We start from the raw sequence: 14,025 nt of genomic DNA, 5'->3' as shown, positions 1-14,025 counted from the left end.
TCGCCGAAGTTTCTTAATTTTCTCCTGATCCCGTGGCGGTATGGCGCGGCATTGCTGCACGGCGGCTTTGCATTTGCGCAGCTTGCCTCAGCGTCCGCCGGCGGGTATTAAATAAACAACTGTTCAATTCATCTGATCGACGGGAGGAGCGGCGCATGGATTTCGCACTGACAGAGGAACAGCAGGCCATTTTCGACATGGCCCATGCATTCGGCCAGGAAAACATCGCACCGCATTCCCGTGAATGGGAAAAGGCAGGCACCATCCCCAAATCGCTGTGGCCGCAACTGGCGGAGCTGGGTTTTGGCGGGCTTTATGTGTCCGAGGAATACGGCGGCTCCGGCCTCTCGCGGCTCGACGCCACCCTGGTGTTCGAAGCGCTGGCGATGGCCGACCCCGCGGTTGGCTCCTTCCTGTCGATCCACAACATGTGCGGCGGCATGATCGACAAGTTCGGCTCCGAGGAGACCAAGCAAAAATGGCTGCCGAGCCTGTGCACCATGGAGAAAATCTTCTCCTACTGTCTGACCGAACCCGGCTCCGGCTCCGACGCGGCGGCGCTGAAAACCCGCGCCGAGCGCAGCAATGAGGGCTATGTGCTGAACGGCACCAAGGCGTTTATCTCCGGCGGTTCTTACTCCGACGCCTACGTCGTGATGTGCCGCACCGGCGAGGACGGCCCCAAGGGCATTTCCACCGTGGTGGTCGAGGACGGCAACCCGGGGCTCTCCTTCGGCGCGCTGGAGGACAAGATGGGCTGGAAGGCGCAGCCCACCTCGCAGGTGCAGTTCGACGATTGCGCGATCCCCGCGGACAACCTGATCGGCGAAGAGGGCAAGGGCTTTTCTTACGCGATGGCGGGCCTCGACGGCGGCCGCCTGAACATTTCGGCCGGCGCGCTCGGCGGCGCCCAGGCCGCTCTGGATCAGACCGTGCAGTACATGTCCGAGCGCAAGGCCTTCGGTAAATCCATCAACCAGTTCCAGGCGCTGCAGTTCCGGCTGGCGGAGTATGAGACTCGCCTGCAGTCTGCCCGCACCTTCCTGCGCCAGGCGGCGTGGAAGCTGGACACCGGCGCCCATGACGCCACCAAGTTCTGCGCCATGGCCAAGCTGATGGTCACCGACACCGCCTTTGACGTCGCCAACGGCTGCCTGCAGCTGCACGGCGGCTACGGCTATCTGGCCGACTACGGCGTCGAGAAGATCGTCCGCGACCTGCGGGTGCACCAGATCCTGGAAGGCACCAACGAGATCATGCGCCTGATTGTCGCGCGCCAGCTGATTGCGGAGTAATCTGCAATCAGCAGACTGTCCGCGGCGCAAACACTGCTGGAGCCCGCCTGATGAGTGATATCCATATCCGCAAAGTCGGCCACACTGGCCGCATCACCTTCACCCGCCCCAAGGCGCTGAACGCGATGAGCTACGGCATGTGCATGGCGATCGACGCCGCCATGCGCGGCTGGGCCGACGATGAGGACGTCAAGCTAGTGGTGATCGACGCCGAGGGCGACAAGGCGTTCTGCGCCGGCGGCGACATTGCCGAGCTCTACGACACCGGCACCAAGGGCGACTATTCCTATGGTCGCACCTTCTGGCGCGACGAATACCGGCTGAACGCCCGCATATTCGAGTACAAGAAGCCGGTGATCAGCTTCATGCAGGGCTTCACCATGGGCGGCGGCGTCGGCATCGGCTGCCATGGCACCCACCGGGTGGTCGGCGAAGGCAGCCAGATCGCCATGCCGGAGGTCGGCATCGGCCTGGTGCCGGATGTGGGCGGCTCGCTGATGCTGGCGCTGGCGCCGGATCACCTGGGCGAATACCTCGGGATGACCGCCGCGCGGATGGGCGCCGATGATGCGATCCTTGCGGGCTTTGCCGACTATTTCATCCCGCAGGACCAATGGCCCGCGCTGATTGCCACGCTGGAGGAAACCGGCTCCGCCAAGCTGGTGGAGGACGCCGCACGGCCCGCGCCGGAAGGCAAGCTGCGCGCGGTCCGCAAGGACACCGCCAAACACTTCGGAAAGGACAGCCTGGAGGACATCCTTGCGGGCCTCGAGGCAGAGGACAGCGAGTTCGCCGCTGCCGCTCTGAAGTCGCTGAAGCGCAATTCGCCGCTGTCGATGGCCTGCACGCTGGAGATGCTGCGCCGCCTGCGCGCCGACGGCCCCGCCATCCGCCGGGCGCTGGACCTGGAATACCGCTACACCTTCCGCGCCATGGAAAAGAGCGATTTCCTGGAGGGCATCCGGGCGCAGATCATTGACAAGGACCGCAATCCGCAATGGCTATATGCGGGCCAGCCGGTGCCTGCGCAGGCGGTTGACGACATGCTGGCGCCTTTGGGCGCTGATGCGCTGACATTTGAGGAGGAAGTGCAATGAAGATCGGATTTATCGGGCTCGGCAACATGGGCGGGCCGATGGCCGCCAACCTGGCCAAGGCCGGCCATGAGGTCACCGGTTTCGACATGGCTGATGTCAGCATCGAAGGCGTCAAAATGGCGGCCTCCGGCCCTGAGGCTGCGGCAGGCGCCGATGCGGTGATCACCATGCTGCCCAACGGCGCTATCCTGCGCCTGGTCGCGGCTGAGGTGATCCCGGCCATGACCAAGGGCGCGGCCTTCATCGACTGCTCCACCGTCGACGTCGACTCTGCCCGCGCAGTGGCCGAACAGGCCGAATCCGCAGGGCTGCTTTCCGTCGACGCGCCGGTCTCCGGCGGCATCGGCGGCGCTGCCGGCGGCACGCTCACCTTCATGGCCGGCGGCTCGGCAGAGGCGTTCGCGGCCGCGGAACCGCTGTTCGGCATCATGGGCCAGAAAGCCGTGCATTGCGGCGAGGCCGGCGCCGGCCAGGCCGCCAAGATCTGCAACAACATGATCCTCGGCGTCACTATGATCGCCACTTGCGAGGCCTTTGCCCTGGCCGACAAGCTGGGCCTCGACCGGCAGAAGATGTTCGACGTGGTCTCCACCTCCTCCGGCTACAGCTGGACCATGAACGCCTATTGCCCGGCCCCCGGCGTCGGCCCGCAGTCGCCCGCCGACAACAACTACCAGCCCGGTTTTGCGGCGGAGCTGATGCTCAAGGACCTTGGCCTCAGCCAGCAGGCCGCCGAAAGCGCCGATGCCGACACCCCGATGGGCGAACTGGCGATGGCGCTTTATAAGAAATTCGTCGAGGAAGAAGACGGCAAGGGCATGGATTTCTCCGCCATGCTGCCCCGTTTCGAAAAGCGCAGCCGCGAGGGCTGACACGCCCAGCCGCGCCCGCGCGGCCACCTCCCAAACCGGCACCGCGCCAGGCCGGCCCTCCTTCGGGCCGGCCTCAGTTTTCCAGGCTTCCGGCAAAAACCGCTAAAGTTCGACTAAACTCCCGGATTTCGGCCCCGCCCTGCCACAGTTCCGTCCCAATTCAGCAGCATTCCGGTAAGCGACCGTCAAACCCAGCATCCGGATTGAATCTGCCCGACATGGCCACCGCAACCGAACTGAACATCGACTCCAATGCCACCGCCATCCAGATGGCAGAGGAGATCTTCGGCGACGGCGTCACGGTGACCAGCGCCTCCTACAGCGGCGACACGCTGTCCTCCGGCATCTATTCCGGCGCCGACACCACCACCCCGGGCGTGGCGCCCGCGGATTCAGGCGTCATCCTGTCAACCGGTTACGTGCGCGATTTCACCAACAGCGACGGCTCCACCAATACCAACGTCCGCACCAACACCAGCACCAATACTTCCGGCACCAACGGGGACGCCGATTTCGACGCGCTGGCCGGGGCTGCCACCTATGACGCCTCCTTCCTTGAAGTGGACTTCATCCCCGACGGCGACGTTCTGACCATCGACTTCGTGCTGTCGTCCGAGGAATACCCGGAATTCGCCGACTCCCAGTACAACGACGTCATCGGCGTCTGGGTGAACGGGGTCGAGGCGCAGGTCTCCATCGGCGACGGCACCGCATCGATCGGCAACATCAATGACGGCACCGAAAACGTCTACGTCGACAATACCAGCGACCAGTACAACACCGAGATGGACGGGTTCACCATCACCCTGACCTTTGTCGCCCCGGTGAATGCAGGCGAAATCAACACCCTCAAGATCGGTGTCGCCGATACCGCCGACAGCAGCTATGACACCAACCTGCTGATTGCCGGCGGGTCGGTTCAGACCGCCGTGGTCGCCCAGGACGACCAGGACGACATCGCCATCAACAAGACCCGGGTGATTGACGTCCTGGAGAACGACACCGCCACCTCCGGCACGCTGACAATCACCCATATCAACGACCAGGCGGTCTCGGCCGGTGACACGGTAACGCTCACCACCGGCCAGCAGATCACCCTGAACGCCGACGGCACCCTGACCGTGGTCACCGACGGCGACCTGGAAACCGTCTATTTCAACTACACCGCGGACAACGGCCTGGGCAATTCGGACACCGGCCTGGTGCAGATCAACCAGACCGTGCCCTGCTTTCTGCGCGGCACCCTGATCCGCACCCCCGACGGCGAGATCCCGGTCGAGGATCTGCGCCCCGGCATGGAGGTGCTGACCTACGATAACGGTCCCCAGGTGCTGCAATGGACCGGCAGCCGCCGCACTTCCTGCACCCCGGACACGGCGCCGATCCGCTTTGCCGCCGGCAGCTGCGGCAACAGCCGCGACCTCTATGTCTCGCCGCAGCACCGGATGCTGGTCGACGGCCCGCCGGCGCAGCTGCTGTTCGGCGAGGACGAAGTGCTGGTCAAGGCCAAGGACCTGGTCAATGACAAGACCGTGCGCCCGGCGCTGGACATGCCGCAGGCGGAGTACTTCCACCTGCTGTTCGGCAGCCACCAGATTCTCTGGGCCAACGGCGCCCTCAGCGAAAGCTACCAGCCCGGACCGGAATCGGCCGCTGGCTTTGATGCCGGCACACAGGCGGAAATCCGCGAGTTGTTCCCGGAACTCTGCGCTGAAACCGGCCGCGGCTACGGAAACGCCGCCCGGCTGTCGCTGCGCAGCTTCGAAGCGCGGGTTCTTGCCACCGCCTGAGCGGCAACCGGCAGCCCGCCGCCGCCCCTTTCCAGCTCCCTTGGCTTTGCTGCACAGCTCTTTATGACAAGGGCAGCGAAGAAAGGATCCGCTGTAAATGGTACGCCGTCACCTTGTCCCGATCACCGTTCTTGCCGCGGCTTGCGCTCTGGCGATTCCGCTGGCCGCAGGCAATGGCGGCGTTGAGAAGGCCGCGCTGGATTGCCCGCAGGGCCTGGCGTTGAAGGCCTCGCAATGCACCCCTGCCCGGGTGGCCAAGAAGTTCTACCGGCGCGGCGACCATATCCTGTATGATTACACCTGGATCGGGAACCCCGGGAAATGGGCGCCGGATCCCTATGGCACCTATGTGCAGGCCGGCGGCTATGTCTACCAGGTCAACCGCGAGACACAGAAAGTGCTGCGCCTGATCGGCGCTGCGGACAATCTCTCGCAATAGGGGCCATGCTGCCAGGTCAGGACCGGGCCATCGCCTCCATCGCCTCGCGTGTGGAGTTGTCTGCCGGGAACAGCATTTCGATCCGCAGCTCCGACATCGCAAGATCGCCGGTACCGCCGAACTGCGTGATGGTGGAGAAGAACGCCAGCACCTGCCCTGCCATGCGGTAGCGCGCCGGGATCACCGCAGGCAGCACCCCCTCCTGCGGCACCGCATGGGCGGCGGCATGAGCCTGCAGCCGCGCCATTGCCCGCTCCAGAACCGGGTCAGCGCCGAAATGCGCCAATTCGGTCCGCAGCCGCGCCAGGCTGTGCCGCTCCACCTCCTGCAGATTGTCCAGCGCATCCCGCAGCGCGGCATTGTCCAGCAGCGCCTCGATCAGGCTGCTTCCCTTGCTGATCCCGGCGCCGCCCAGCATCAGCGCCATGGGCCGGTTCAGGTCCAGCAGCCGCCAGTGCCGGTCGATCACCATCGCCGGTAGGGGCTCATGCGCGGCCAGCATCTGCTCCGCCGCCTGCCGCAGCGGCGCCAGCTCCGCGTCGTCCAGGTCCCGGCTCGCATAGGCCGGCGCCAGCCCCGCTGCCGTCAGCATCTGGTTCTGCGCCCCGCCCGGCAGCTGCAATTCCTCGCTTAGACGCAGCACCATGCCCCGGCTGGGGCGCGCGCGGCCGCTCTCCAGAAACGACAGATGCCTGGCCGAGACCCCGGCCTCCAGCGCCAACTCCATCTGGCTCATCCGCCGAAGCCCGCGCCATTTCTTCAGAACCGCGCCAAATCCCTCTGCCATCTGCTGCCTCCGTTTTCCGCAGCATAGGCAGTCGCGCCCGGAAGTTCACTTACCTCCAAGGTAATTGTTTTGCTTCCTGGCTCTGCTGCACGCTGCCCGCAGTAACCTTCAGGAGCTTCCAATGACCCACATTGCCTCGATCCGCATGCTCAAGACCGTCTCGATTTTCTCCGCCGCCTTCGGGCTCGCCATGGTGCTGGCGCTGGCCACCCCGCTGGGCACGGCACTTGGCCTGTTCATCGACCTCGCCTTCCTGCCGGTGGACGGCGCCCAGATGCTCACCCCCGGCGCGGCGTCGCTGATGACCGCCATCAGCGGCGGGCTGATGTGCGGTTTCTGCGTGCTGATCTATCTGGTGGCAGACCACGTCTGCAGCAAGAACCCTGCCCTCGGCCGCCGCCTGCTGATCCCGGCGCTGTTGGCCTGGTACATCCCCGACAGCCTCGGCTCCCTCGCCGCCGGCGCCTGGTTCAACGTGGTGATGAACACTGCCTTCCTGGCGCTGTTCCTGGTGCCGCTGATGCTGGCCCGCCCCGCCACCGCGCAAACCGCGTAAGAAAGGAGGCGTCACCGCCCCCCTCATTCACCTTTGCCGAAATACTCCGGGGTGAATTGGCCAAAGGCCAAGAGGGGCAGCGCCCTCCTTTTCACTCCGCCGCCACCTTCCGCGCCGCCAGAATGTCCTTCAGATAGCGCCCGGTGTGGCTGCGCGGCTCCTCGGCCACCGCTTCCGGCGTGCCGGCCGCCACGATCTCGCCGCCGCCGTCGCCGCCTTCCGGGCCGATGTCGATAATCCAGTCAGCGGTCTTGACCACATCCAGATTGTGCTCGATCACCACCACAGAGTTGCCCTGCTCGACCAGCTCGTGCAGCACTTCCAAGAGCTTCTTCACATCCTCGAAATGCAGCCCTGTGGTCGGCTCATCCAGAATATACAGCGTCCGCCCGGTGGAGCGTTTCGACAGCTCTTTCGACAGCTTCACCCGCTGCGCCTCGCCGCCCGACAGCGTCGTCGCCTGCTGGCCCACCTTGATATAGCCAAGGCCGACCCGCATCAGCGCGTCCATCTTGTCGCGGATTGAAGGCACCGCCGCAAAGAACTGCTGCGCGTCCTCCACCGTCATATCCAGCACATCGGCGATGCTCTTGCCCTTGAACTTGATCTCCAGCGTCTCGCGGTTGTAGCGCGCGCCCTTGCAGGTTTCGCAGGTGACGTAGACGTCGGGCAGGAAATGCATCTCGATCTTGATCACACCGTCGCCCTGGCAGGCCTCGCAGCGGCCGCCCTTGACGTTGAAGGAGAACCGCCCGGGCTTGTAGCCGCGCGCCTTGGCCTCCGGCAGGCCGGCAAACCAGTCGCGGATCGGGGTGAAGGCGCCGGTATAGGTTGCCGGGTTCGACCGCGGCGTGCGGCCGATCGGACGCTGGTCGATGTCGATCACCTTGTCAAGATGCTCCAGCCCCTTGATGCTCTCGCAAGGCGCCGGCGTCTGGCGCGCACCATTGAGGCGCATCGAGGCGGTTTTGAACAGCGTCTCGATGGTCAGCGTCGACTTGCCGCCGCCCGACACGCCGGTCACGCAGACGAACTTGCCCAGCGGGAACTCGGCTGTCACCTCTTTCAGGTTGTTGCCGGTGGCCTTCACCACCTTGATCTTCTTCTTGTTGCCCTTGCGCCGCTTGGCCGGCACCGCGATCTCCCGCGTGCCTGCCAGATACTGGCCGGTGATAGAATTAGTGTCAGAGGCAATCATCTGCGGCGTGCCGTGGCTCACCACCTCGCCGCCGTGCACCCCGGCGCCGGGGCCGATGTCAAAGACGTAATCCGCCTGCCGGATCATATCCTCGTCATGCTCCACCACGATCACCGTGTTGCCCTGGTCGCGCAGGTTTTTCAGGGTGCCGATCAGCCGGTCGTTGTCGCGCTGGTGCAAGCCGATGGAAGGCTCGTCCAGCACATACAACACCCCGGTCAGGCCGGAACCGATCTGGCTCGCCAGGCGGATCCGCTGGCTCTCGCCGCCGGACAACGTGCCGGATGACCGGGACAGCGTCAGGTATTCAAGCCCCACGTTGTTCAGGAATCCCAGCCGCTCGCGGATCTCTTTAACGATGGCGCGGGCGATCTCCTGTTTCTGCTGGCTCAGGTGGTTCGGCACATCCTCGATCCAGGCCAGCGCCTCGCGGATCGACAGCTGCACCACATGGCCCACATGCTTCTCCGCGATCCGCACCGCCAGCGCTTCTTCGCGCAGCCGGTGGCCGCGGCACGCCCCGCAGGAGCGGTTGTTCTGGTAGCGCTCAAACTCCTCGCGGATCCAGTTGGAATCGGTCTCGCGGTAGCGCCGCTCCATGTTCGGAATGACGCCTTCGAATGTGCGCTCCACCTGGTAGACCCGCCCGCCCTCGTCATAGCGAAACATGATCTCCTCGTCGCCGGAGCCATACAGGAACACCTGCTGCACCTTCTCCGGCAGGTCCTTCCAGACCGTGTTCTTGTCAAACTCGTAGTGCCGCGCGATGGCTTCGATGGTCTGCAGGAAATAGGGCGACTTGCCCTTGCGCCAGGGCGCCAGCGCGCCGTCATAGACCTTCAGGCTCTGATCCGGTACCACCAGCCGCTCGTCAAAGAACAGCTCAACCCCCAGCCCGTCGCATTCCGGGCAGGCCCCGAACGGCGCGTTGAAGGAGAACAGCCGCGGCTCGATCTCCGGGATGGTGAAGCCACTGACCGGGCAGGCAAAGTTTTCGCTGAAGGTGATCCTCTCCGGATCGCCCTCGCGCGGGGCGGTTTCCAGAATGGCGATGCCATCGGCCAGGTCCAGCGCCGTGCGCAGGCTGTCCGCCAGCCGCGTCTCCATGCCTTCGCGCACCACCAGCCGGTCGACCACCACGTCGATGTCATGGCGGAATTTCTTGTCCAGCACCGGCGGCTCGTCCAGTTCATAGAACTCCCCGTCCACCTTCACGCGCTGGAAGCCCTGCTTGCGCAGCTCCAGGAATTCCTTCTTGTACTCGCCCTTGCGGTCCCGGACGATCGGCGCCAGCAGGTAACCGCGGGTGCCATCCTCCATCTCCATGATCCGGTCGACCATGTCCTGCACCTGCTGCGCCTCGATCGGCAGCCCGGTGGCCGGCGAATAAGGCGTGCCCGCACGGGCAAACAAAAGGCGCAAATAGTCATAGATCTCGGTTACCGTGCCAACGGTGGAGCGCGGGTTCTTCGAGGTCGTCTTCTGCTCGATCGAGATCGCCGGAGACAAGCCGCTGATATGGTCCACATCCGGCTTTTCCATCATGTCGAGGAACTGGCGCGCATAGGCGCTCAAGCTTTCCACATAGCGGCGCTGGCCCTCGGCATAGATGGTATCGAACGCCAGCGAGGACTTGCCCGAGCCCGAAAGGCCGGTGATCACCACCAGTTCATCGCGCGGAATATCCACGTCGATGCTTTTCAGATTGTGCTCGCGCGCGCCGCGCACTTCGATGGATTTCAGCTCAGCCATAATGCCCCCGTACCCGCGCCGCCGAACCCTTGGCGGACGCCCGCCCTACAGATAGGGAATGCTGTGGAAAACGCCAAGCCCAAAAAGAGAACATTGCGCGAACAGGTTGAAACTTGCTGACAGTAGCTGGCAGCAGCCGGAAGCCACAGGTTTTCCGACCTGGAATCCGGCGTGTCTAGGCCCAGGCGCGCCGCCGCGCGGCCAGCAGCAGGTGCACCAGAATGCCCGCCAGGAACAGCGCGCAGACCACCAGCATCATGCCGCCGTAACCCGCCAACCCAAGCGAGCCCAGCAGCAGCGGCGTGCCGATCACATTGCCGGCATTGCCTGCCTGTGACATGGCGCCGTTCGACTCGGCCTGGTCTGCCGCGGTGGTGTTCAGCTGCGGAACGCAGGCAAAACTGCCGCTCTGCACCAGGCCAAAGGCCGCGGCCAGCGCGAAACAGGCCAGCCAGTCCCCTGGCATCATCCAGAGCCACAGGCCCGCCGCGGCACAAAGCGCAAACCCCAGCTGGATCAGCGGCACCGCCGGCATCATCCGCAGCAGGGCCACCCCGATGATCATCGACGAGGCGATGGAGATCAGCGGAAACGCCCCCATCACAAAGGCCCGCTGCCCCTCCGGCACATGCGGCGGCAGCACCGTCAGCAGTGCCACAAAACAGGTCGTATAGAACAGCCAGCCCGCAGCCGGCGCCAGCTTGAACGGCGAGCGGTAGATCTTCAGATGCAGCGCAGGCAGCATCGCCAGCGGCGGCATCGGCTGGCGCGGCGGCACCGGCAGATCGCGCATCGCCCACTGCAGCAGCACCGCCAGCGCCGCCATCAGCGCGGCATGGGCCGCAAACAATGCCAGCAGCCCGTAGGAGGCCACCAGCGGCAGCCCCAGCCAATTCAGCAGCGCAAAGGCAACGCCGAAAAACGTGCTCCAAACCGTCAGCGCCGTGCCCCGCTGGCGGTCATCAGCCAGCAGCGCCATCAGCGTCGGCCCCGCCACCACGATGCCCAGATGCGACAGGCCTTCCACCGCGCGTGTCACCAGGAACAGCCCGTAGGGCAGGTGCAGCACCTGCAGCGCCGACATCACGGCGCCTGTCCAAAGCGCCCAAACCAGCGTGCGCCGGTAGCCAAAGGCGGAAACAAACAGCCCGGCCACCGCACCCAGCAGAATACCCAGCACCCCGGTCATCGACACGCTGAGGCTCAGCGCCGCGCCAGCCTCGGGATACAGCGCGCCATGCTGGTCAAAGACAACTGACACCTTGCCGTATTGCGCCGCCGCACCCAGACCCGCGGCCCAGACCGCCAGGATCGCGCCCCAGCGGGTTTTCCTGGATGTGATCATGTCCGCTGCCTTTTGTTATTGATTTGCCTCTGGTTACCCCGGTCCGGTCCGGGAGGCCATAGCGCACAGACAAACCGACGCAGCGCGACATCCCCCAGCGCGGAACAAGGCCGCAAGGCCGCCGCGCACCGCCGTCGCGCCCCCACGCGGCGGCGATCTGGCTGGTCTTGGCGTTCGGCTCAGACGTTCTACGAATGTGGCCGGTATAAACTGCCACTCAAAGACGTCAGGATCGCCTCCACGCGCGCCGACGATGCGCGGCTCCAGGAAAAAAGGCGGCCTGTTACAGACCGCCTTTCATAACGTCCACTGCCGTAGGCAGCTTACATATGGATCACCCGGTCGTAGGCATCGAGCACGCTCTCATGCATCATCTCGGACAGCGTCGGGTGCGGGAAGACGGTGTTCATCAGGTCTTCCTCGGTGGTCTCCAGCTGGCGGCCCACCACATAGCCCTGGATCATCTCGGTCACCTCGGCGCCGACCATATGGGCACCCAGCAGTTCGCCGGTCTTGGCGTCAAAGATGGTCTTGACCATGCCTTCGGCCTCTCCCAGGGCAATCGCCTTGCCGTTGCCGATGAAGGGGAAGCGGCCGACCTTGATGTCGTAACCCAGTTCCTTGGCCTTGGCTTCGGTATAACCGACGGAGGCGACCTGCGGCTGGCAGTAGGTGCAGCCGGCAATGCTCTCGGGCTTCACCGGGTGCGCATGCTTGCCCGCAATCAGCTCCGCCACCATGACGCCCTCGTGGGACGCCTTATGCGCCAGCCAGGGCGCGCCGGCGATGTCGCCGATGGCATAAAGGCCGTCAACGCCGGTGCGGCAGAATTCATCAGTGATCACATGGGTGCGGTCGACCTTGACGCCCAGCTCTTCCAGCCCCAGCCCCTCGACGTTGCCTACGATCCCCACGGCGGAGATCACGGTGTCGAATTCCTGTTTCTCCACCTTGCCGCCGACATCGATATGGGCCGTCACCTTGCCCTTGCCGCGGTCAAGCTGCTTGACCATGGCTTTCTCCATGATCTTCATGCCCTGTTTGACGAAAGCCTTCTTGGCAAAGGCGGAGATTTCCGCGTCCTCGACCGGCAGCACCCGGTCCATCACCTCAACTACCGTAGTCTCGGCACCCAGCGTATTGTAGAAGCTGGCAAATTCGATGCCGATGGCGCCAGAGCCGATCACCAGCAGCTTTTTCGGCATCCGCACCGGCTGCAGCGCGTGCTTGTAGGTCCAGACCAGATCGCCGTCCGCTTCCAGCCCCGGCAGCTCGCGGGCGCGGGCACCGGTGGCCAGCACGATGTTCTTGGCGGTCAGATCCTGCGTGCCCTTGTCGGTCTTGACCGAGACCTTGCCCTTGGCCGGAATGGACGCCTCGCCCATCACCACGTCGATCTTGTTCTTCTTCATCAGGTGGCCGATGCCGGAGGACAGCTGTTTTGCCACCCCGCGCGAGCGTTTCACCACCGCGTCCAGGTCATAGCCGATGTTCTCCGCCTTCAGGCCGAAATCCTTGGCGCGCTCCATCAGGTGGAACACTTCCGAGGAGCGCAGCAGCGCCTTGGTCGGGATACAGCCCCAGTTCAGGCAGATGCCGCCCAGGTGCTCGCGTTCGACCACACAGGTCTTCAGACCCAGCTGCGCGGCACGGATGGCCGCAACATAGCCCCCCGGCCCTGCGCCGATTACGATCACGTCATAAGATTGTGCGGCCATGGTGCTCCCTCGCCCTCGAACAGGTTCCAAAAACTAGTTTACCGTTAAACTATATTTTGCTGCACTGCAATCACCCTCTGCTGCGTCATAGCGGCCATGCGTTTTCCGGCAGGTTTCCGCTTGGCAGAGCGGACAGCTCTGGGCCAGCATAGGCCGGAAGTTTGCCGCAATCCACAGCCCCGGACAGACCGCATATGTCAAAAACCCTCTTCGACCTCGCCAAGGCGCTTTTGAACGCCACACTGATCCTGCTGGCACTCTGCTTGTTCCTGGGATGGAAACTGATGGCGGCGACAGAGGTCGTCACCGCTGCCGCCGCGGATGCCGCAGACCGCCTAACGCCGCTGCACACCGCCGTCACCGGGCTGCAAGAGGAAGTTGCCGCCCTGCGCAACGCGGTGCAAGACGGCAGCAGCACCGCCTTCGCCGCCCGGTTTGCCCAGCTTGAGGCGCGGCTGGCGCAATTGCAGACCAGCGTCTCGGAAATGCGCGCCCTGCCGCAGGAGGCCGCGGCAGAGGCCGCCCGCGCCGGCGCCGCAGAGCTTGCCAGCCGCATCATCCGCGCCGCCCCGCTGCTGCAGGACGGCAGCGCCTGCAGCGCGCCCGAGAGCTGATCTGGGTTCAGCTCTGCGCGGCGTAAGCCTCAAGCAGTCCGCCGAATTCCTCCATCGAGGGGAAATGCTCAAAGCTATGCTTAGCCGCGACCTGCACAAACGGATGCCTGGCCGCGGTCCAGGTTTCGATGAAGGGACGGAACCAGCTGGTATCTTCGAACATCGTCGGCCGCACGTTCACAAACGCCTCCACGGCGCTGATCCGGGTGAACATCCACGTCAGGCACTCCGGGCAGCAGTAATGCGCCAGCTCTTCTCCTTTGGCACCGCCAATGACCGGGGCGCCGTGCAGCACGCTGAAAGCCTCCGCCGGAAACATCGCGGTCAGGGAAAACGCGCTGGCGCTCATTTTCTGGCAGCCGCGGCAGTGGCAGGCAGCAGTCAGAACCGGCGGCGCGGAGACTTCAATTGCGGCAGCGCCGCAGCGGCAAGTGCCGGTCATCGGAAATGGTGAAACGGTCATGGGGGCCTCCAGTGCATGTCTGAAACCGGGGACCGCTTCCCTGCCGCAAGTACCCCTCCGGCACAAGGACCGGGCAAAAGAAAACGCCGCGCCCTGGTG

At 64.6% G+C, this 14,025-nt stretch carries 12 protein-coding genes; 7 read left to right on the top strand and 5 right to left on the bottom strand.

Annotated features, from left to right (window positions below; all coding sequences use genetic code 11):
* Positions 1-155: 155 nt before the first annotated feature.
* From AB1A62_RS16715 to AB1A62_RS16695, 5 genes are all read left to right on the top strand, one after another.
* Positions 156-1,295 (top strand): acyl-CoA dehydrogenase family protein, encoded by a 1,140-nt coding sequence (locus AB1A62_RS16715; protein ID WP_366662599.1) that lies wholly within the window; start codon positions 156-158, stop codon positions 1,293-1,295.
* Between the two features lie 50 nt (positions 1,296-1,345).
* Positions 1,346-2,392, top strand: a complete 1,047-nt coding sequence (locus tag AB1A62_RS16710) for an enoyl-CoA hydratase/isomerase family protein (RefSeq protein ID WP_366662598.1) — start codon at positions 1,346-1,348, stop codon at positions 2,390-2,392.
* Complete coding sequence (gene mmsB, locus AB1A62_RS16705; RefSeq protein ID WP_366662597.1) at positions 2,389-3,264, top strand: 3-hydroxyisobutyrate dehydrogenase; 876 nt, start codon at positions 2,389-2,391, stop codon at positions 3,262-3,264. Before AB1A62_RS16710 ends, mmsB begins: the two co-directional genes overlap by 4 nt.
* 218 nt (positions 3,265-3,482) lie before the next feature.
* Positions 3,483-5,054 carry a choice-of-anchor L domain-containing protein gene (locus tag AB1A62_RS16700; protein ID WP_366662596.1) on the top strand — a complete coding sequence of 524 codons (1,572 nt, stop codon included), beginning with the start codon at positions 3,483-3,485 and terminating at the stop codon, positions 5,052-5,054.
* A gap of 97 nt (positions 5,055-5,151) precedes the next feature.
* Positions 5,152-5,493: an excinuclease ABC subunit A gene (locus AB1A62_RS16695; protein WP_366662595.1), complete on the top strand. Its 342-nt coding sequence runs from the start codon at positions 5,152-5,154 to the stop codon at positions 5,491-5,493.
* A 16-nt stretch (positions 5,494-5,509) separates the two neighbouring features.
* Here AB1A62_RS16695 and AB1A62_RS16690 read toward each other — a convergent pair whose 3' ends face one another.
* Positions 5,510-6,280, bottom strand: coding sequence for a helix-turn-helix transcriptional regulator (locus tag AB1A62_RS16690; protein ID WP_366662594.1), 771 nt, complete (start codon positions 6,278-6,280; stop codon positions 5,510-5,512).
* A 121-nt stretch (positions 6,281-6,401) separates the two neighbouring features.
* Here AB1A62_RS16690 and AB1A62_RS16685 point away from each other — a divergent pair, with 121 nt between their 5' ends.
* Positions 6,402-6,836, top strand: coding sequence for an excinuclease ABC subunit A (locus AB1A62_RS16685; protein ID WP_366662593.1), 435 nt, complete (start codon positions 6,402-6,404; stop codon positions 6,834-6,836).
* Positions 6,837-6,927: 91 nt separating this feature from the next.
* Here the strand turns inward: AB1A62_RS16685 and uvrA are convergent, their stop codons facing one another.
* The 3 genes from uvrA to lpdA form a co-directional block, all read right to left on the bottom strand.
* Positions 6,928-9,786, bottom strand: coding sequence for an excinuclease ABC subunit UvrA (uvrA, locus tag AB1A62_RS16680; protein ID WP_366662592.1), 2,859 nt, complete (start codon positions 9,784-9,786; stop codon positions 6,928-6,930).
* Between the two features lie 175 nt (positions 9,787-9,961).
* A complete protein-coding gene (locus AB1A62_RS16675; RefSeq protein ID WP_366662591.1) occupies positions 9,962-11,131 on the bottom strand; it encodes an MFS transporter in 1,170 nt (389 codons plus the stop codon).
* Positions 11,132-11,454: 323 nt separating this feature from the next.
* Entirely contained in the window at positions 11,455-12,849 is a 1,395-nt protein-coding gene (lpdA, locus tag AB1A62_RS16670) for a dihydrolipoyl dehydrogenase (RefSeq protein ID WP_366662590.1), read from the bottom strand.
* A 194-nt stretch (positions 12,850-13,043) separates the two neighbouring features.
* Here lpdA and AB1A62_RS16665 point away from each other — a divergent pair, with 194 nt between their 5' ends.
* Positions 13,044-13,463 (top strand): hypothetical protein, encoded by a 420-nt coding sequence (locus tag AB1A62_RS16665; RefSeq protein WP_366662589.1) that lies wholly within the window; start codon positions 13,044-13,046, stop codon positions 13,461-13,463.
* A gap of 7 nt (positions 13,464-13,470) precedes the next feature.
* On the opposite strand, the gene AB1A62_RS16660 is transcribed toward AB1A62_RS16665, so the two are convergent.
* Positions 13,471-13,926 carry a GFA family protein gene (locus tag AB1A62_RS16660; protein WP_366662588.1) on the bottom strand — a complete coding sequence of 152 codons (456 nt, stop codon included), beginning with the start codon at positions 13,924-13,926 and terminating at the stop codon, positions 13,471-13,473.
* Positions 13,927-14,025 lie beyond the last annotated feature (99 nt).

This window comes from Leisingera sp. JC11 (assembly GCF_040704725.1).
GTDB lineage: Bacteria > Pseudomonadota > Alphaproteobacteria > Rhodobacterales > Rhodobacteraceae > Leisingera.
Note: the sequence above shows the minus strand (reverse complement) of the source record. Positions and strands in the feature narration are given on the sequence as shown.